The sequence below is a fragment of the Type-A symbiont of Plautia stali genome (assembly GCF_059731155.1).
The window spans coordinates 1,659,538-1,678,748 of record NZ_AP035891.1 but is presented as its reverse complement, the minus strand read 5'-3'; the positions used below and the strand labels follow the sequence as shown (position 1 = coordinate 1,678,748).

The following is a 19,211-nucleotide window of genomic DNA, read 5'->3' as shown; positions in this document are numbered from 1 at the left end:
TAAATTTCCTTATGGCCGGGCCGGCTGTGGCTGCCAGATGCGATCGGCAATGGTGACTTTGACCGGCATTAAATGGTTGGCATAAAACAGATCGGCAGTTTGCTGTTTGGCCTGCGCCGTGTGTGTGCTGACCGGCGTAATGGTGGTCGGAGGACGATGGTCAAGGTAGCTGGCAATCACCGGCTGCGGCAGGCCCATCGTCTGTGCCACCCGATCGATACTTTGCTGGCGCTGGCTGCGCGTCAGCGCATCGGCTTCGCTAAAGGTTTGCAGCACCTGCTGCACGAAGTCACCGTGATCGGTAGCAAAGCTGCGCGTGGCGAGGTAGAACGAACCGGTCTGGTTCAGCTTACTGCCGTCCACCAGCACACGGACGTTGCCCTGCAGTAGCGCAGCGGAATAGTAGGGATCCCAGATCGCCCAGGCGTCAACATCACCCTGCTGAAACGCGGAGCGCGCATCGGCTGGCGTCAGATAGGTGGGCTGAATATCGTTAAAACTCAGTCCGGCCTGTTCCAGCGCGCGCAGCAGCAGATTGTGCGAACTGGAGCCTTTCTGGTACGCCACTTTATGGCCTTTCAGTTGCGCCACGCTGTGGATGGGACTGTCCTTCGGCACCAGAATCACCTCGGCCTGCGGCTTAGGTGGCTCCGAGCCGACATACAGCAAATCCGCCCCGGCGGCCTGAGCAAACAGCGGCGGGATGTCGCCGGTGCTGCCTAAGTCAATGCTGCCCACGTTCAGCGCCTCAAGCATTTGCGGACCGGCCGGAAACTCGATCCACTGAATGTTGGTTGCCGGGAAGCGCTGCTCCAGCAGCCGATGCGATTTGGCCAGCACCATGCTGACCGATCCTTTCTGATAGCCGATACGGAATTGTGCTGGCGCTTCTGCAGCCTGAGCCGTGAGGGTCAGGGCAAACAGCGCGGTAACGGTCGGCAGCAGCCAGCGGGTTAACATCCTTTTCATCGCGTTTCCTTTATACAGCCTGAGCATAGGGTTGATGACGAAGGTGCAGCGCCTGCCAGAAGGTTTCCAGCGCCTCATCAATAATGCGCTCGCTCAGCAGCGCATCCAGCTCAGGCTGGCGGTCGTAATGGGTGATTTGCGTATCGTTGGCGAACACGCCGTGCAGAACTTCCTGCGCTTTCAGCGCGTTCAGCACCGGTTTCAGCGCGTAGTCAACGGCCAGCATGTGCGCCACGCTGCCGCCACTTGCCAGCGGCAACACCACTTTATGTTCCAGCGCGCGTTCTGGCAGCAGGTCGAGCAGGGTTTTCAGCGCGCCTGAGAAAGAGGCTTTATAAATCGGTGTGGCGACGATCAGCCCCTCCGCAAGGGCTAAATCCGCTTTCAGCGCGGTCAGTGCCGGTGAGTCAAAGCGTGCATACAGCAAATCTTCCGGCTGAAAGTTGTGAATATTCCACGGAATCACCTCAACGCCACGTGCTTCCAGCGCCCGCTGGCACACGCTCAGCAGCGCCGTAGAACGTGAAGGAAAACGCGGACTCCCCGCCAGCGTAATAACCCGCATGGTCACTCCTTATAACTGAAAATTATTGGTTAGCAATTATTGAGAACTGATGCGTTCAATCCTGACAGAGCAAGCGGCGAGGCGTAAATGATTTATCCGGCAATCCATAGCTGCCAGGCGGCAATAGAGAGGTTTGTTAAAGCAGAGCTAAAGTGCGTCTAAGGTTAATCTGAATTGCGACCCGTGGCAGCCGGCTTCTCATTAGCCGCCACCGTCGCGAACAGCGCGGTAATGATTAAAAACTCTGTTGCCTGGCTAAATCAGAGGTGTAACCGCCGACACACATCGCCGGGCGCGACATTGTCATCAGGCTTAAGAAAAAATAGATGAGGTAATTTAAGCTGTAGCAAAGAAATGGAGGCTTAAGTTAAAAGTTATCACTAGGATTTTTCTCACCTGCTGTTTTGGCTGCTCTATTTTAAGTTGGCCTTAAATTGAAGGGGAAGTGTGTCAAAACGTGGCGTTTTATTAAAGTTGAGCCATGTCTCAACGTTTCCTGTTACGAGTATTGCTAATTTCCTCTGCGCTTAAGTGGTTCTTTCTTTAGTGGCGCTTAACAATGAACGGCAAATAAGCAGCCAGCCTAGCAAGGGCGAATAGTAATGCCGTCTGCGGGCTGTTTATAATCGATTGAGTTTTCTTACGCTAAAAAAAAGTCACTGCCTTATTTTCGCCTTTATTGAGCGGGTTTCTGTCTGGCTATTATTCAGTATTATTTTTAGGGAGAGGAATATGGGAAGGTCTGCTCTGTTAGTGCATCCGGCTGAGCCGGTTGCCGGTCAGCCCGCGCGCATCGCGGCTAATACCGTTAATCCACTGTTGTGTTATCAGCTGCAGCCGGATGCCGCGCACAGCGCTTTTAGCGCTGTGCCGCACGCGCCAGCGGATAACGTCAGCGACGAGGCGTTTTTGCTGTTTGCCGCCGACGGCTTTGTGCCCTCCGCCACACTGTTGCAGGAAGTGGCAAAGCTTAGCCATCAGCGACCAGAGCTCAACTGCCTGCTGGTTTCACTGGCACCGCGCGCACTGAGCAGCGGCCTGCAGCCGTCGCTGCAGCTGTTTCAGCAGCTGCAGGCGCAGTGCCTGTGGCAGCAGAATAACTATGCGGTCATCCTGCGCGCCGCGCTGGTGAAAAATGCCGCTCCGCTGGTACGCATTTAGGATGTGATGCTGGCCGGCCTGTTAAATACGCAAACGGTGTGGCTGCTTGATGCCCGTGCAGATCATGACGTCACCACCGTCAATCCGCCGCTCAGCTATCAGCAATTTATGACGGAGTATGAAAAGGTCACCCGTTTGTCACACTTTATTCCGGAGCGAAACCGCTATCGCCAGAGTTATTTACGCAGTGGTTTATTACAGCTGGTGCAGCAGGAATTAAACGCTGAGACGCAGTTCTCTAATAATGTGCGGCACGCGGTGCGCTACTTTGCCGATCAGTTTTCACCGCAGAGCACAATGGAAAAACTGTTACTGAAACAGCCCGACCTCTATTTCTCACTGATGAAAATGAGAAAAAGCCGCTGAGATAGCGCCAGCGTTAATTTTAATAATTACTCCCGTGGGCGCGGAGGTATTTTTGTGTCACGCTGTTAACACTGAGAAAAATACCCAGACGCCAGAGTTTTTATGTCTATCAAACGTAACGCGATTGCCAACTATGTTGGCCAGATCTATCTGACGCTGTCAGGTATTTTAGTGGTTCCTCTGTATATTCAGCATTTAGGTATGGAAGCTTACGGTCTCGTTGGCTTCTTTTCTATATTGCTGACCTGGCTGCAGCTGCTGGACGCGGGCGTTTCAACCACGCTGATGCGCGAGGCGGCACACTACCGGGCGAATCAGGCAGAATTTGTCTGGTTTCCGGCGCTGTTTGCCACGCTGACCCGCTTCTTCCTGTTTTCCACCCTGGTGCTGGTGGTGCTCGGCTGGCTGGCGACGCCATGGATCGCCACGCACTGGCTGGATGCGCAGCACTTACCCGCCAGCGATGTAGTGGTGGCCATGGCGATCATGGTCATCACCGCCGCGATTCGCTGGCGTACCAGCCCGTATCGCAGCGTGATTGTCGGTTTTGAGCATCAGGTCTGGCTCAACGGCGTGAACCTGATCATTACCACGCTGCGTACTTTTGGCGGGGTGCTGGTGATCCAGCTGTTCCCGAATCCGCTGCTGACCTTCTTTATCTGGCAATTGCTGGTCTCGATTGCCGAAGCCGCCTGCTGTATCTGGAAATCCTGTCAGCTGGTGCCCCGCGCAGCGCGGAAAGAGAAGCGCGACGATCTGAAAGGCGTGCTCAAACCCTTTATTCGCTTTGCACTGAGCGCCGCCTTCTCCAGCGCCGTGTGGACCTTTATTTTGCAGATTGACCGGCTGGTGCTGTCAAAAACCCTGCCGCTGAGCGAGTACGGCTCGTTCCCGTGGTCGCCACGGCAGCGACCGGTATCCTGCTGCTGAGCAGTCCGATTATGCAGGCGATTGTGCCGCGCATGACCGGCATGAAAACCCGTCAGCAGGGCGATGCCGAATCGCTGAAGCTCTATCGCTATACCACCCAGGCGGTGGCGATTTTTATGGCACCGCTCAGCATCATGATTGCCTGCTATGCCGGACCGCTGCTGTGGGCGTGGACGCAGAAACCGCAAATTGTCGAAGAGATGGCGTTCGTGCTTAGCCTGTATGCGCTCGGGAGCGGCATCCAGGCAATCTGCGGCCTGCTGTATCACCTGCAATACGTCAACGGCAATCTGAAACTGCATATGCAGGGATTCACCTGTTTTGCCGTCGTGCTGGTGCCGCTCAACATCTGGTGTGCCGTCCATTACGGTGCGCTGGGCACCGGCTGGCTGTGGCTGGGGCAGAACATCTTCTATTTAGTTGGCTGGGCGTGGCTGGTGCATCGCCGCTTTGCGCCGGGCATCCATTTCAGCTGGCTGACGCGCGACGTGGCGCTGATTTGGGCGGTGTCAGCGTTAATTGCCTGGCTCAGCACGCTGCTGCCCATTGAGTGGAACGAGAATCGCTGGATCAACCTGCTGTGGCTGGGGCTGATCGGGGCCTTTAACCTTGGCGTGTGCTGTCTGTTACACAGCCTGGTGCTAAAACGCCTGCGCGCGCCGCTTGTTAACGCAGAGGAAAGAGGATGAGCATGACATCACGCCGCACGCCGACGGTTTCGGTAATTATCCCTAACTGGAACTGCGCGCCCTGGCTGCCGGAAACCCTGGGGTCGCTGCTACGCCAGTCATCGCCGCCGGAAGAGATCATCATTATTGATGATGGCTCAAGCGATGACAGCGTTGCCTAGCTGACGGCGTTTGCTGCGCAGCATCCGCAGGTGACGCTGCTAAGTGGCGGACGCGGCGGCGTCAGTGCCGCGCGCATGAAGGGGCTGGCCGCAGCCAGCGGCGATTTCGTCTATTTTATGGATGCCGACGACTTCGTCTCGACCGAACTGTTCGCCGATTTCCGCCGCGTGCAGGCGCGTCACCCGGAGATTGATCTGTTCTGCTTTGGCGCGAAGATGTTTTTCGACCTGCCAGCGCCGCAGCGCCATTATCAAACCATCCATCAGCGTCACGTCAGCGGCCTGCTGCCGGGCGGCAGCGCCACGCTGCGTACGCTGATTCAGAATCAGTCGGCGCATCGGGTGATCTGGAGCAGCATCATCTCGCGTCGGCTGATTGACCAGCTCGATCTGCAGTTTCTGCCGATCCAGAACCATGAAGACGCGCCCTTTATGTTTGCCCTCTACCTGCAGGCGCGCGCGCTGTACTGCACCAGCCAGAGCTACTACTACAAACGCTTTATGCTGAGTTCACTGTCGCAGAGCACGCGCGACTTCTCGTGGGTGAAAAATTACTTTATCGTCTGCGCCGGCAGTGAGCTGTTCCTGCAGCAGCAGCAACTGCCGCATGATGAGGCGCTGCTGGATGACTATTACCAGACGGTGATGCACGGCTGCCTGACGCAAATCCGCAAAAATCACATGACGGTGCCCGCCGAGTGGCAGCCGCAGGTGAATCAGCTGGTGCGTAAAGTGTTACAGCACAACGCGCGGCTGAAACTGCTGTGGTATTGCCCGGCGATTTACAGCGGCTTACAGGCCTGCCGCGATCGTCTGGGACGCTATTCCGCCCGACGCTGATACCGATCAAATTGTTGCATCCCAGAGTAATTTACTTTTGCGCCAGAGCACCTTACCATTCTGGCGCACAAATTCCCGTGCACCCGACTTTCACGAAGCTTCCGCCATTCAGGAGAGTGCATGCTATATCCTATCGTCCGGCCGGCGCTGTTTAAGCTCGATCCAGAGCGCGCGCACGAACTCACCTTTCAACAGTTACGCTTTATCAGCGGCACGCCGCTGGAAGGCCTGATTCGTCAGTCGCTGCCGTCACGCCCGGTGACCTGTATGGGGCTGACCTTTCCGAACGCGCTGGGTCTGGCTGCGGGGCTGGATAAGAACGCGGAGTGCATTGATGCCTTTGGCGCCATGGGCTTTGGCTTTGTCGAGGTGGGCACGGTGACGCCACGCGCGCAGCCGGGCAATGACAAACCACGCATGTTCCGGCTGGTGGCTGCGGAAGGTATCATCAACCGCATGGGGTTTAATAATCTCGGCGTCGATCATCTGGTAGAAAATGTGAAAAAGGCGCGCTTTAAATGCGTGCTTGGCATCAATATTGGCAAAAATAAAGACACGCCGGTGGAGCAGGGCAAAGACGATTATCTGACCTGTATGGAAAAGGTGTATGCGCACGCCGGTTATATTGCCATCAATATTTCCTCACCGAATACGCCCGGATTACGTTCGCTGCAATATGGCGAAGCGCTGGACGATCTGCTGTCGGCGATTAAATTAAAACAGCGGGCGTTGCAGGAAAGGCATCTGAAATATGTGCCGGTGGCGGTGAAGATCGCACCGGATCTTTCTGAAGAAGAATTGATCCAGGTTGCCGACAGTTTAGTGCGCCACGAAATAGACGGCGTGATCGCCACCAATACCACGCTCGATCGTTCGCTGGTGAGCGGGCTGAAATATGCCGACGAAGCGGGGGGATTAAGTGGCCGTCCGGTACAGTCGCGCAGCACCGAGGTAATTCGCCGTCTGGCGCAGGAGCTGCAGGGACGTCTGCCCATTATTGGCGTCGGTGGCATTGATTCGCTGGTCGCGGCACGGGAAAAAATGGCGGCTGGCGCAACGCTGGTGCAGATATACTCTGGCTTTATTTATAAAGGTCCGGGTTTAATTAAAGATATCGTGACCCAGCTCTAAGACATTTCTCACTTTCCCTGGCCGGGGGGTTTATTTCTCCCTCCGGCTCGTTTATATTTTGTCCTGTTCGTACAATTTTCAGCTTTTTCCTTAAAGCCATATTTTAAATTTCAGCGCCGTTTAGCGCAGCGTAAATCCACAGGGCACCTCATGAAAATCAAACCCGATGACAACTGGCGTTGGTATTTTGACGCAGAGCATGACCGGATGATGCTGGATCTGGCGGATGGAATGTTATTTCGCTCGCGCTTCTCGCGCAAAATGCTGACGCCCGATGCCTTTAATTACAGCGGTTTTTGCGTTGATGACGCTGCGCTTTATTTTACTTTTGAAGAGCGCTGTCGCCAGAGCGGTTTAAAAAGCGATCAGCGCGCCGAGCTGGTGCTGAACGCGCTGGTGGCCAGCCGTTTCCTTAAGCCGCTGATGCCGAAAAGCTGGCACTTTACCAGCCATGCGCACAGCTGGCAGCCCGTCGCGGGCGATATGGTGGCGGTAACGCTGGCCGACAGCGATGAACAGGCACAGCTGTTGGTGGTCGAGAGCGGAGAGAATGCCGCGCTCTGTCTGCTGGCGCAGAGTGCGCTGACGGTGGCGGGCAAAGGGATGCAGCTCGGCGATGCCATCAAGATCATGAACGATCGCCTGCAGTCGCAGTTGCAGGAGAGCAGCGCGCCCTTCGCCCGCGCGGTGTAGCGCTTACGCCAGTTCTATATCTCCGTTCGGAATACAGCTGCAGCTGAGAATGGTGCCGTCGCCGCGTACCGCGCTCTGCTTCAGCGCCTTCACGTCACCCGACACCAGCGTCATTTTGCAGCTGCCGCAAATTCCGGCACGACACGAATAGGGAATGCGAAAGCCCTGCATCTCCAGCTGTTCCAGTAATACCTGCTGATTATCGCCTGCAAACTGCTGACCCTGATAGCCAATGGTCACGGCGGCCGGCGCGCTGCTGGCGGCCTGCAGCGTTTCCACCACCTCACCGGCACCGTAAGCGCGCGGCGTCTGCCGTTCCAGCACTTCAACCGTATCGCCGACGCGAACGATACCGCTGTTAAGCGCAATCAGATTCAGGCCGAAATCGATATCACCGCTGCCGTCCTAGGCGCTGCGAAAACGCTGCAGCGTGGCGAACGGTTCGCCCTGCGGATGCTTGCGACTGCTTTCGGTGCCGATGGTGGTAAACACGCAGCGGCTGCACGGCTTTGGCATCTCGAAGGTGATCTCGCCGATCTTAATACGTTTCCAGCTGTCCTCGTCCTAGGCGCTGGCGCCGCTGACGATCAGATTGGGGCGGAACTGTTCCAGCCGCACGCTGGCCGGATAGCGCTGCTGCAGATCCTGCAGCGACGCCATGTTGACCAGCAGGTAAGGGAAGCCGTCGGCGAACCCCAGCGGTACCTGGTCGAAGCGTTTTAACCGGCGTGACGGCTCAGGGCCAACCCAGCGCAGCTGCACCGGACGCGGGAAAAAGCCGCTCAGCCACTGGTTGATGGTCTCAGGCGCAATGCGGGCAGTGAACTGGTTTCCCCACACTTCCGTCGGTGCCGGCTGGGCGCTGAAATCGCTGAAGCGGATCAGCGCCTGGCTGCCGTCCGGCGCGGTGATGAATAGCCCGTCGGGCAGCAGGGCGGGCGTAAAACGCACCATCTCCGGAAACTGGCGGGCGGTAATAAAGGTCGCGTCCGCTTCGGTCACCATAAAGATGCGATCGAAGGCCAGACCGCTTTCCAGCACCTGCGCGTGTGACAGCTGCAAACCACGCATCGATTTAACCGGGTGAATATACAGGCGAGACAGGGTAATCATCACAACTCCGTACAGACAAAAAGAAGCTAACTTTATGACATAGGACGCTGATTCGCTATAATGCGCAACAATTTTAGCAAGAGTAAAAGTGACGATATGAATTCTCTGTTTGCCAGTACGGCGCGTGGGCTCGAAGAGCTGTTGAAAACTGAGCTGGACGCGCTGGGTGCGCAGGATTTGCAGGTGGTGCAGGGCGGCGTCCACTTCCGAGCCGACGACCGCGTAATGTACCAAAGCCTGCTGTGGAGCCGACTGGCTTCACGTATTTTGCTGCCGCTGGGAGAATTCGGCGTCTGGAGCGATCTCGATCTCTACGTCGGCGCGCAAAGCATCCCGTGGAGCGAGCTGTTTGACAGCAACACCACTTTCGCCATCCACTTCAGCGGCACCAATGAGGTTATTCGCAACAGCCAGTTTGGTGCGCTGCGCATCAAAGATGCGATTGTCGATAGCTTTACCCGGCAGAATCTGGAGCGTCCGAGTGTCGATCGCGAGCAGCCGGGCATCCGCATCAACGCGTGGCTGAACAAAGATCGCGTTAGCATTGCGCTGGATCTGAGCGGCGCTGCACTGCACCAGCGCGGCTATCGCCAGCAAACCGGCCAGGCACCGCTGAAAGAGAACCTGGCGGCGGCGATTGTGATGCGCTCCGGCTGGCAGAACGGCACGCCGCTGGTCGACCCGATGTGCGGCTCCGGTACGCTGCTGATTGAAGCGGCGCTGATCGCCTGCGATCGTGCGCCGGGCCTGCTGCGTTCGCACTGGGGCTTCAGCCGCTGGAAACGCCACAACAGCGCGCTGTGGCAGGAGGTGCGCAGCGACGCTCTGCAGCGTGCGCGCGCCGGCACGGCCGCCACCACGTCACGCTTCTTTGGCTATGATAATGATGGTCGCGTGCTGGAATGGGCACGTGCCAACGCGCGCCGCGCCGGCGTGTTTGATCTTTTCACCTTTTCGCAGCAGGATGTGCTGCAGCTGAAAAATCCGCTGTCGGGCGAAGCGATCCGCGGTACGGTGCTGAGTAACTCGCCGTACGGTGAGCGTCTGGAGAGCGAGCCGGCGCTGATTGCGATGCACAGCCAGCTGGGCCGCATCATGAAACACCAGTTTGGTGGCTGGAATTTGTCGCTGTTCAGCGCCTCACCAGAGCTGCTCAGCTGCCTGCAGCTGCGCGCCGATCGCCAGTTTAAAGCGAAAAACGGTCCGCTGGAGTGCGTACAGAAGAACTACCAGCTGGCGGAGAACAGCGCCGAAGGCGGTGCACAGATTGCCGAAGACTTTGCTAACCGCCTGCGTAAGAACAGCAAAAAACTGGACAAGTGGGCGCGCCAGTCGAATATTGACTGCTATCGCCTGTATGACGCCGATCTGCCGGAGTATAACGTGGCGGTTGATCGCTACGCCGACTGGGTAGTGATTCAGGAGTACGCACCGCCGAAAACCGTGGATGCGACCAAAGCGCGTCAGCGCCTGTTTGACGTGATCGGTGCCACGCTGAGCGTGCTGGAGATACCGGCCAATCGCCTGGTGCTGAAAACCCGCGAACGGCAGAAGGACAAAAACCAGTACCAGAAGCTGAGCGAGAAGGGTGAATTCTTTGAAGTGCAGGAATTTAACGCGCGGCTGCTGGTAAACCTGACGGATTATCTTGATACCGGCCTGTTCCTCGACCACCGTATCGCGCGCCAGATGCTGGGCCAGATGAGCCAGGGGAAAGATTTCCTTAACCTGTTCTCCTATACCGGTAGTGCCAGCGTGCACGCCGGGCTGGGCGGCGCCAAATCCACCACCACGGTCGATATGTCGCGCACCTATATGGAGTGGGCCGAACGTAACCTGCGCCTGAACGGATTAACCGGGCGCCAGCATCGCCTGATGCAGGCGGACTGTCTGAGCTGGCTGCGCGAAAGCGATGAGCAGTTCGATCTGATCTTTATCGATCCGCCGACCTTCTCCAACTCCAAACGTATGGAAGATGACTTCGATGTGCAGCGCGACCACCTGATGCTGCTGCAGAACCTGAAGCGCATGCTGCGTCGCGGCGGCACCATTATGTTCTCCAATAACAAGCGCGGCTTCAAAATGGATCTGGATGGCTTGCAGCGTCTGGGTCTGCAGGCGCAGGTAATTACGCAAAAAACGCTGTCGCAGGACTTTGCGCGCAACCGTCAAATTCACAACTGCTGGCTGGTAAGCCATGCTGGTAAGGAATAAGTTTTATGTCACTGATCAGTATCCATGGCGCTTACCTGTCGTTCAGCGATGCGCCGCTGTTGGATAACACCGAACTGCATATCGAAGAGGGCGAGCGCGTCTGTCTGGTTGGGCGCAACGGCGCCGGTAAATCGACGCTGATGAAAATCATCAACGGCGAACAGCCGCTGGATGACGGCCGCATTATTTATGAGCAGGATTTGGTGGTCGCGCGGCTGCAACAGGATCCGCCACGCAATATCACCGGTTCGGTGTACGACTTCGTCGCCGAAGGCGTGGCCGAACAGGCTGAACATCTCAAGGCCTACCACGCCATATCGCACTTAGTGATGGAAGATCCGAGCGAGAAAAACCTCAACGAAATGGGGCGACTGCAGACGATTCTCGACCATCACAACCTGTGGCAGCTCGACAGCCGTATCAACGATGTGCTGCAACAAATCGGGCTGCAGCCGGACACCGAACTGTCGTCACTCTCCGGTGGCTGGCTGCGTAAAGCCGCGCTGGGCCGTGCGCTGGTCAGCAACCCGTGCGTGCTGACGCTCGACGAACCGACTAACCACCTCGATATTGAAACCATCGACTGGCTGGAAAGCTTCCTGAAAACCTTTAACGGCAGCATCGTGTTTATTTCGCACGACCGCTCGTTTATCCGCAACATGGCGACGCGCATCGTCGACCTCGATCGCGGCAAACTGGTGTCATGGCCGGGCGATTACGATCAGTTCCTGCTGGGCAAAGAGGAAGCGCTGCGCGTTGAAGAGATGCAAAATGCCGAATTCGACCGCAAGCTGGCGCAGGAAGAAGTGTGGATTCGCCAAGGCATTAAAGCGCGTCGCACCCGTAACGAAGGCCGCGTGCGCGCGCTGAAAGCGCTGCGTCGTGAACGCTCCGAACGGCGTGACGTGATGGGCAAAGCCAATATGCAGGTCGGTGAAGCGGCGCGTTCCGGCAAAATCGTCTTTGAGCTGGAAAACGTGGATTACGGCGTTGACGGCAAAACGCTGGTGAAGGATTTCTCAACCCAGGTTCAGCGCGGCGACAAAATCGCCCTGATTGGCCCGAACGGCTGCGGTAAAACCACGCTGCTGCGCCTGATGCTCGGCCAGCTGAAGGCGGATGCCGGTCGCGTGCACTGCGGCACCAAACTGGAAATCGCCTACTTCGATCAGCACCGCGCGGAGCTCGATCCGGATAAAACCGTGATGGATAACCTGGCGGAAGGCAAACAGGAAGTGATGGTCAACGGCAAGCCGCGTCACGTGCTCGACTGTCTGCAGGACTTCCTGTTCCACCCGAAACGCGCCATGACGCCGGTGCGTGCGCTGTCCGGCGGCGAGCGTAACCGTCTGCTGCTGGCGCGTCTGTTCCTTAAGCCCAGCAACCTGCTGATCCTTGACGAACCGACCAACGACCTCGACGTCGAAACGCTCGAGCTGCTGGAAGAGCTGGTGGATAGCTACCAGGGCACCGTGCTGCTGGTGAGCCACGATCGTCAGTTTGTGGATAATACCGTGACCGAATGCTGGATCTTTGAAGGCAACGGCGAGATCGGTACCTTCGTGGGTGGCTACCATGATGCGCAGCAGCAGCGCGCCGCTTACAAACAGACCAAAGCTGCACCGGTCAAAAGCGCAGCGACTAAACCGGCAGAAAAAGCCGACGCCCCCAAACGCAGCGCAGGCAAGCTAAGCTATAACCTGACGCGTGAACTGGAGCAGCTGCCGCAAAAGCTGGAGCAGCTGGAGACGCGCATCGGTGAGCTGCAGGCGCAGATGAGTCATCCGGACTTCTTCAGCCAGCCGCACGACAAAACGCAGCAGGTGCTGGATGCGCTGGCGCAGGCGGAGCAGGAGCTGGAAACCACCTTTGAACGGTGGGAAGAGCTGGAAGCGCTGAAAAACGGCGCATAACGCAGAGGGAGTCAGCATGTGTGCCACGCATCAGACGCAGCACTGGATGCTCTGTCCGCAGTGTGATTTAACCGTAAAACTGCCCGCCGTACCGGTGGGCAGCCGTGCGCGCTGTCCGCGCTGTCACACCACGCTGGTGGCCAACTGGCACGAACCGCGTAAACGTCCGACTGGCTATGCGCTGGCGGCGCTGTTTATGCTGTTGCTGGCCAATCTGTTTCCGTTTATCAGCATGCATGTGGCCGGTCTCAGCAGCCAGATCTCGCTGATGGCTATCCCGCAGGTGATGGATCGCGAGGATTATCGCAGCCTCGCCACGCTGTTCCTGCTGTTTGTGCAGGGCATTCCGGCTTTCTGCATGATCGCCATCCTGCTGCTGGTGAATCCGGTGCGCCTGCCGCACAGCCTGCGACTCGGGCTGGCACGCATTCTGTTTCAATTGCGCAGCTGGGGTATGGCCGAAATTTTCATGGCCGGCGTGCTGGTCAGCTTCGTCAAACTGATGGCGTACGGTGAAATTGGCCTTGGCAGCAGCTTCTGGCCGTGGTACCTGTTTTGTCTGCTGCAGCTGCGTGCGTTTCAGTGCGTCGATCGCCGCTGGGTCTGGCAGCGTATCGATACGCTGCCGCCGCTGGCGCAAACGCCGCAGGCCGGCATCAGCGGACTGAAGCAGGGGCTGCGTAGCTGTCCGTGCTGCACCGCGATTCTGCCGGCCGCAGAGAAAACCTGTCCGCTCTGCGGCGTGAGCGCCGCGCCGCGCAGGCAGCACAGCCTGCAGTGGACGCTGGCGCTGCTGATCACCTCGGTGATGCTGTATATCCCGTCTAATATTATGCCGATCATGGTGACCGAAACACTCGGCTCGCAGTATCCGTCCAACATTATGGCCGGCGTCATTTTGCTGTGGAGCGATGGCTCCTGGCCGGTCGCGCTGGTGATTTTTATCGCCAGTATTATGGTGCCTTCGCTGAAGATGGTGGCGATTGGCTGGCTGTGCTGGCACGCCAGCGGCCGCGGCCGGCGCGACAGCGAGAAGATGCACCTGATTTATGAGGTGGTGGAGTTTATTGGCCGCTGGTCAATGATTGATGTATTTGTGATCGCTGTGCTTTCTGCGCTGGTGCGCATGGGCCAGCTGATGAGTGTTTACCCTGCGCCAGGCGCGCTATTGTTTGCGCTGGTGGTGATCCTGACAATGTTCGCCGCCATGACGTTTGATCCGCGCCTGATTTGGGATCGCCTACAGGAAACTGAACGTAAGGAGCCGCGTCTTGACGGACAACCAACACGGCATTGCTAACGTCGACCAGATTAAACGCTGGTCGCCGGTGTGGATCGTACCTATCGTCACGCTGTTAATCGGCGGATGGATTCTGTTTTATCACTTCAGCCATCAGGGACCGCAGGTTACGCTGATCACAGAAAACGCCGAAGGCATTGTTGCCGGTAAAACCACCATTAAAAGCCGTAGCGTCGATGTGGGCACCGTCGAAAGCGCGGTACTGACGGACGATTTGCACCATGTGGAGATCACCGCGCGCCTGAATGCCGGCATGGAAAAACTGCTGCATAAAGACAGCGTGTTTTGGGTGGTGAAGCCGCAGATTGGCCGGGAAGGGGTGACGGGCCTCGGTACGCTGCTCTCCGGCGCCTATATTGAACTGCAGCCCGGAGCCAAAGGGGATAAGCCAGAGCACTATCAGCTGCTCGACGCGCCGCCGCTGGCACCGCCGGATGCCAAAGGTATTCGCGTCATCCTCGACAGCAAAAAAGCCGGCCAGCTTAATCCGGGCGATCCGGTGCTGTTCCGCGGCTATCGCGTCGGCACGGTGGAAACCAGCACCTTTGATACCGACAAGCGCATGATGAACTATCAGCTGTTTATCGCGGCGCCTTACGATCGGCTGATTACCACCAATGTGCGCTTCTGGAAAGACAGCGGCATTGCGGTAGATATGTCCGCTTCCGGCATGCGTGTCGAAATGGGATCGCTGACCACCCTGTTCAGCGGTGGTGTGAGCTTTGACGTGCCGGACGGCTGGGAACTTGGCGAGCTGGCAAAAAACCAAGACGACTACCATCTGTATGATGACCAGCGCAGCATTCAGGATTCGCTGTACACCAAGCACACTGATTTCCTGATGTTCTTCAGTGATTCAATTCGTGGTCTGCAGGTCGGCGCACCGGTAGAGTTCCGCGGTATTCGTCTCGGTACCGTGGCTCAGGTGCCTTACATGATCCCGGGCGTGAATCAGGCGCTGAACACTGATTACCGCGTGCCGGTGCTGATCCGCATCGAGCCGGACCGCTTTATCAGCCGTCTGGGTGGCGACTTCAATCTTAAACAGCATCTGCAGGATGGTAAGAAACGCGGCCTGAGCGCCATGCTGAAAACCGGCAACCTGCTGTCCGGTGCGCTGTTTGTCGATCTCGACTTCTATGACAATGCACCGGCTTACAAAGGACCGAACAAAGTGGCGGGGCTGGAAGTGATTCCGACCGTGAGCGGCGGCCTGAGCCAGATTCAGCAGAAACTGATGGCGGCGCTGGATAAAATCAATGCACTGCCGCTCAACCCGATGATCAACCAGGCCACCGGCACGCTGAAAGAGAGCCAGCGCACCCTGCAGCAGCTGCAGAAAACGCTGGATAACCTCAATAAGATCACCGCCAACCCGGCGATGAAAACGCTGCCGGCCGATATGCAGCAAACCCTGCGCGAGCTTAATCGCAGCATGAAGGGGCTGCAGCCGGGATCGCCAGCCTATAACAAACTGGTGGGAGATATGCAGCGCCTCGACCAGGTGCTGCGCGAATTGCAGCCGGTGCTGAAAACGCTCAACAGCAAGAGCAACGCGCTGGTATTTGAAGCCAAACCGGGTCAGGATCCGCAGCCAAAGAGGGCGAAACAGTGAAAAAAGGGCTGATTATCGGTGCTGTGTTGCTGCTGGCGGGCTGCAGCAGCACCATCGACACCACCTATTACCAGCTGCCTGCGGGCAGCAATATGGCGCGCGTCAGCAGTGACGCCACAGCCAGCCAGCCGATGATTTGGGTTGAACAGGTGAGCGTGCCGGATTATCTCGCCAGCAACGGGCTGGTTTATCAAACCAGCGACGTGAAGTACGTGATTGCCGCCAATAATCTGTGGGCCAGTCCGCTCGACCAGCAGCTGCAGCAGACACTGGTGAGTAACCTCGGCCAGGCGTTGCCCGGCCGGCTGGTGGCCAGTCAGCCGCTGGGTGACACGCACGATACGCTCAGCGTGCACGTTACCGGCTTCCACGGCCGCTATGACGGCAAGGTGGTAGTAAGCGGTGAATGGCTGTTACAACATCAAGGCCGACTTATCAAACATGGCTTTAATCTGACGCTGCCGCAGACCGAAGATGGCTACGATGCGCTGGTGCGCACGCTGGCGCTGGGCTGGCAGCAAACGGCACAGCAAATCGCTAATAACGTGGTGACGCTAAATTAGGATTTGTTCGATGCTTATGCTAAGTCCCTGATTTGCCGTTGTGTGACGGCGCGCAAATCAGGGACTTTTTTATTGCGGAATCAGCCAGATATGGCGGCGGCACTGAGGGATTTGTGTCGATTTCACGGCAAATTGATGACATTGGCGTGAATTTTGCGCATTGACCTTTCACCCACCACAGGTTAGAATATTACTGTGGTTGAACAGTAATTCACCACTCTTTCTTTCCACCAGATTCCACCAGACCTGAAATGAGGGAAACGAGGTATGAAGAGACAGAAGAGAGACCGCTTGGAACGAGCACATTCACGAGGCTATCAGGCAGGCATTACCGGCCGCTCAAAAGAGATATGCCCTTATCAAATGATCGATGCCCGGTCTCACTGGTTGGGAGGTTGGCGACAAGCCATGGAGGATAGGTCGGCGGTGGCTTAGGCACCGTCGGATGTCTGTAAATAGGAAAAAACCTCCACTGCGTGCGGAGGTTTTTGTTGGTGGGTCAGAACACTGAAGTGTCTTTAAACAAACCCACTTTCAGGTCGGTCGCAGTGTAGATCAGGTTGCCGTCGACGAACACTTCGCCATCGGCCACGCCCATCACCAGCTTGCGGTTGATGACGCGTTTGAAGTGAATTTTGTAAGTAACCAGCTTCGCCGTCGGCAGAACCTGGCCGGTGAATTTCACTTCACCCACACCCAGCGCACGGCCTTTACCTTCCGCACCCAGCCAGCCGAGATAGAAGCCAACCAGCTGCCACATAGCATCCAGACCCAGACAGCCTGGCATCACCGGATCGCCTTTAAAGTGGCAATCAAAGAACCACAGGTCAGGGCGGATATCCAGTTCTGCTTCCACATAACCTTTATCGAATTTGCCGCCGTCTTCGGTCATTTTGACCACGCGGTCCATCATCAACATGTTGTCAGACGGAAGCGGTGGGCCATTCTCGCCAAACAGTTCGCCGCGACCAGAGGCAATCAGGTCTTCTTTGCTATAGGATTCGCGTTTATCTACCATGTTCTCAATATGCCTTCTTTTAGTGAAGCCCGAATATTAGCGAACAGTTGTACGCTGGGCAATGTAATCAGCTGTGGTTGAACCAGTTGAGCCAGCGTAATGGCCAGGGCCGCGGTCGGTTTTCCTGCTGATTGAGCTGAGTAATGCGCTCCTGAATGGTGCTCAGCAGCGAGTCGCCGCTTTCGCTCTGCCAGGCAATACCAGTTAACAGCGGCAGCGCTTCGTCAACGCGCTCAATCGCCCAGATATGGAACTGGCCCTGCTGTACCGCTTCTACCACGTCGTCGCTAAGGCTGAGATGACGGACGTTGCTGGCAGGCAGAATCACGCCCTGTTTGCCAGTCAGTTCACGCGACTGGCAGATATGGAAGAAGCCTTCGATTTTCTCATTCAGACCACTCACCGGCTGCACATTACCAAACTGGTCCACCGAACCGGTAACGGCAATCTGCTGGTTCAGCGGCTGGTTTGCCAGCGCGCTGATCAGCACACACAGCTCTGTCAGCGAGGCGCTGTCACCGTCGACTTCGGAGTAGGACTGCTCAAACACCAGCGATGCCGAGAAGGGCAGCTGCTGTTCCAGCTCCAGCTCAGAGATCTGGTACGCCTGCATGATCATCATGCCTTTGGCGTGGATGTTGCCGCCAAGCTCCGCTTTGCGCTCCACGTCGGTAAATTCGCCATTGCCCGGGTGCACAACACAGGTGATGCGTGACGGCTCGCCCCACGGACGTGGATGGCCGGGGAATTCAATCACCGACAGGCCGTTGATCTGACCGACCACTTCGCCTTCCGTTTCGATCATGATCTGATTCAGCAGGATCTCATCGCGCATACGGTCGGCAAGGAAACTCTCGCGCCACTGGCGTGCTTCCAGCGCCTCTTTCAGCGCCTCACCATTCAGCGTCTCACCGTGCAGCGCGGCTTCCTGCAGCTGACGGCGCAGCCAGCGGGGACACAGCGGCAGCGTGTCCTGATCGCCGGTCAGACGCACCGCTTCCTGGATCAGCAGCGGCCAGAAATCAGCTTCGGGTGGCGTCAGACCGGCCAGTTCCGCTTGGCATAGCGTCCAGCGGCACCAGTTGGCCATGTCATCATCATGAACCAGCTGCAGATTCTCTTCGAACTCGCTATAGAGCGTCATTTCGTGCACTTCAACGTCCAGTTCCTGAAAGCTGGCCAGCGCCTCGCGATCGCCACATAAAATCAGACGCAGCTGCAGCGGCAGTGGGGGAATGGTCACCGGCAGGGGGCGGCGCTCGTCCGGTGAGTACCAGTCAAAGTGGCCCAGCTCGATCACTTTGCGCAGGCGTAGCCACAGCAGCGGCTTCGCCAGCAGGGTATTGATGGACAGAATCAGCGTGCCACCGTTAGCCTGATGCAGCAGACCGGGCTCCAGCTGTACGCGATCTTTATACTGATCGCACGCAGCCAAATAGCTGTTCGGACTCAATCCAGTCGGCGTAATGCACTCCGCCCGTGCTGGTGAAGGGACGGCTGGCGTCGACAGGCGGTTGCAGGCTGACGTTGTCGCCCATCACATGGTAATCACCCCCGTACAGCGCGTCCTCATCAGGCTGAAAGCGCTGCGCCGCCTCGGCAATCCACGCCAGATAATCACTGTTTTCCTGGCTGCGTAACAGCAGCAGCGGAAAGCCCAGCGTTTGATGATGTAAATGCGCCAGCGCATTCAGCAGACGCGGCTGAACCGCGGCAAGCGTATCGCTATCTTCCAGAGAGACGGTTGAGAAAAGTGATTGGTAGCGTGAGCTATCCGGCTGCAGGGCTTGCCACGTAAGTTGAGTGCTGGTCAAAATATTCGCATTAGTCTGGTTCAGGAAAAGCGCGATTATACAGGATTCAACCCGGTTAAGCACGGCGCACTTCCGGCCTGAACTATGATGGCCGCAACATGTTTTTCCTTGCTGCATCCGGGAAAAAAGCTGTTATTCTTAGTTTGTTACGTGATC

Annotated in this window: 15 protein-coding genes and 3 pseudogenes; 13 read left to right on the top strand and 5 right to left on the bottom strand. The window is 57.1% G+C overall.

Features of this window, described 5'->3' with window-relative positions; all coding sequences use genetic code 11:
* Nucleotides 1-9: 9 nt before the first annotated feature.
* Both AC6I8M_RS09085 and ssuE read right to left on the bottom strand, forming a co-directional pair.
* A complete protein-coding gene (locus AC6I8M_RS09085) occupies nucleotides 10-969 on the bottom strand; it encodes a sulfonate ABC transporter substrate-binding protein (protein WP_022547576.1) in 960 nt (319 codons plus the stop codon).
* Between the two features lie 10 nt (nucleotides 970-979).
* Nucleotides 980-1,534, bottom strand: coding sequence for an NADPH-dependent FMN reductase (ssuE, locus tag AC6I8M_RS09080; protein ID WP_010618032.1), 555 nt, complete (start codon nucleotides 1,532-1,534; stop codon nucleotides 980-982).
* Between the two features lie 732 nt (nucleotides 1,535-2,266).
* On the opposite strand from ssuE, the gene AC6I8M_RS09075 reads away from it, so the two are divergent.
* From AC6I8M_RS09075 to AC6I8M_RS09045, 7 genes and pseudogenes are all read left to right on the top strand, one after another.
* Nucleotides 2,267-2,695 (top strand): hypothetical protein, encoded by a 429-nt coding sequence (locus tag AC6I8M_RS09075; RefSeq protein ID WP_153005950.1) that lies wholly within the window; start codon nucleotides 2,267-2,269, stop codon nucleotides 2,693-2,695.
* 3 nt (nucleotides 2,696-2,698) lie between these two features.
* Nucleotides 2,699-3,061, top strand: a complete 363-nt coding sequence (locus AC6I8M_RS09070) for a hypothetical protein (protein ID WP_010618030.1) — start codon at nucleotides 2,699-2,701, stop codon at nucleotides 3,059-3,061.
* 102 nt (nucleotides 3,062-3,163) lie between these two features.
* Nucleotides 3,164-3,991: an oligosaccharide flippase family protein gene (locus AC6I8M_RS09065; RefSeq protein WP_010618029.1), complete on the top strand. Its 828-nt coding sequence runs from the start codon at nucleotides 3,164-3,166 to the stop codon at nucleotides 3,989-3,991.
* Entirely contained in the window at nucleotides 3,955-4,680 is a 726-nt protein-coding gene (locus AC6I8M_RS09060) for a hypothetical protein (RefSeq protein ID WP_010618028.1), read from the top strand. Before AC6I8M_RS09065 ends, AC6I8M_RS09060 begins: the two co-directional genes overlap by 37 nt.
* Nucleotides 4,677-5,681 (top strand): annotated as a pseudogene (locus tag AC6I8M_RS09055) (glycosyltransferase family 2 protein). Before AC6I8M_RS09060 ends, AC6I8M_RS09055 begins: the two are co-directional and overlap by 4 nt.
* A 120-nt stretch (nucleotides 5,682-5,801) precedes the next feature.
* On the top strand, nucleotides 5,802-6,812 hold the full coding sequence (gene pyrD / locus AC6I8M_RS09050; protein WP_010618025.1) for a quinone-dependent dihydroorotate dehydrogenase: 1,011 nt from the start codon (nucleotides 5,802-5,804) through the stop codon (nucleotides 6,810-6,812).
* A 150-nt stretch (nucleotides 6,813-6,962) separates the two neighbouring features.
* Nucleotides 6,963-7,505 carry a cell division protein ZapC gene (locus AC6I8M_RS09045; protein WP_010618024.1) on the top strand — a complete coding sequence of 181 codons (543 nt, stop codon included), beginning with the start codon at nucleotides 6,963-6,965 and terminating at the stop codon, nucleotides 7,503-7,505.
* Nucleotides 7,506-7,508: 3 nt separating this feature from the next.
* Here the strand turns inward: AC6I8M_RS09045 and AC6I8M_RS09040 are convergent.
* Nucleotides 7,509-8,618 (bottom strand): annotated as a pseudogene (locus AC6I8M_RS09040) (YcbX family protein).
* A gap of 96 nt (nucleotides 8,619-8,714) precedes the next feature.
* Here AC6I8M_RS09040 and rlmKL point away from each other — a divergent pair.
* From rlmKL to rmf, 6 genes are all read left to right on the top strand, one after another.
* A complete protein-coding gene (rlmKL, locus tag AC6I8M_RS09035) occupies nucleotides 8,715-10,832 on the top strand; it encodes a bifunctional 23S rRNA (guanine(2069)-N(7))-methyltransferase RlmK/23S rRNA (guanine(2445)-N(2))-methyltransferase RlmL (RefSeq protein WP_010618023.1) in 2,118 nt (705 codons plus the stop codon).
* A 5-nt stretch (nucleotides 10,833-10,837) separates the two neighbouring features.
* Nucleotides 10,838-12,745, top strand: coding sequence for an ABC transporter ATP-binding protein (locus AC6I8M_RS09030; protein ID WP_010618022.1), 1,908 nt, complete (start codon nucleotides 10,838-10,840; stop codon nucleotides 12,743-12,745).
* Nucleotides 12,746-12,761: 16 nt separating this feature from the next.
* On the top strand, nucleotides 12,762-14,045 hold the full coding sequence (gene pqiA / locus AC6I8M_RS09025; RefSeq protein WP_022547584.1) for a membrane integrity-associated transporter subunit PqiA: 1,284 nt from the start codon (nucleotides 12,762-12,764) through the stop codon (nucleotides 14,043-14,045).
* Nucleotides 14,017-15,660: an intermembrane transport protein PqiB gene (gene pqiB, locus AC6I8M_RS09020; protein WP_010616568.1), complete on the top strand. Its 1,644-nt coding sequence runs from the start codon at nucleotides 14,017-14,019 to the stop codon at nucleotides 15,658-15,660. The genes pqiA and pqiB overlap by 29 nt, the downstream gene beginning before the upstream one ends.
* A complete protein-coding gene (pqiC, locus tag AC6I8M_RS09015) occupies nucleotides 15,657-16,223 on the top strand; it encodes a membrane integrity-associated transporter subunit PqiC (RefSeq protein ID WP_010616567.1) in 567 nt (188 codons plus the stop codon). The genes pqiB and pqiC overlap by 4 nt, the downstream gene beginning before the upstream one ends.
* A gap of 267 nt (nucleotides 16,224-16,490) precedes the next feature.
* Nucleotides 16,491-16,658: a ribosome modulation factor gene (gene rmf / locus AC6I8M_RS09010; protein WP_013508548.1), complete on the top strand. Its 168-nt coding sequence runs from the start codon at nucleotides 16,491-16,493 to the stop codon at nucleotides 16,656-16,658.
* Nucleotides 16,659-16,722: 64 nt separating this feature from the next.
* On the opposite strand, the gene fabA is transcribed toward rmf, so the two are convergent.
* Both fabA and AC6I8M_RS09000 read right to left on the bottom strand, forming a co-directional pair.
* Nucleotides 16,723-17,241: a bifunctional 3-hydroxydecanoyl-ACP dehydratase/trans-2-decenoyl-ACP isomerase gene (fabA, locus tag AC6I8M_RS09005; RefSeq protein WP_498013765.1), complete on the bottom strand. Its 519-nt coding sequence runs from the start codon at nucleotides 17,239-17,241 to the stop codon at nucleotides 16,723-16,725.
* Between the two features lie 67 nt (nucleotides 17,242-17,308).
* Nucleotides 17,309-19,172, bottom strand: a pseudogene (locus AC6I8M_RS09000) (AAA family ATPase).
* Between the last annotated feature and the right edge of the window lie 39 nt (nucleotides 19,173-19,211).